Source organism: Blautia sp. DFI.3.45 (assembly GCF_020593505.1).
Classification (GTDB): Bacteria; Bacillota; Clostridia; order Lachnospirales; family Lachnospiraceae; genus Blautia_A; species Blautia_A wexlerae.
Genome location: NZ_JAJDMI010000281.1, coordinates 1 through 201, shown reverse-complemented (window position 1 = coordinate 201; position 201 = coordinate 1). Strand labels below are relative to the sequence as shown.

1 protein-coding gene is annotated in these 201 nt (G+C 44.8%); it reads right to left on the bottom strand.

The genetic code is table 11. From position 1 onward, the window contains the following. On the bottom strand, positions 1-201 hold a 201-nt coding region (locus LJE09_RS17865; protein ID WP_227311657.1), incomplete at both ends, for a hypothetical protein.

Sequence of the window (201 nt, the reverse complement as noted above, 5' to 3'; positions counted from 1 at the left end):
TACAGGTGTAAGTTATGATTCCGTCAGTTTCGGCAGTTGGTTCTGTAGTGATAACACCGTTATCATAGTCATGTCCGTATGCGGAAATTGTATAACCATAGGAAAGTGTTTCATTACAGTCTGTGCAGTAGGTATCTCCACTGTATCCGCTGGAAGTGCAGGATGGAGAGGAGTAGTAACGTTCTGCGGTATGTGGGTGTG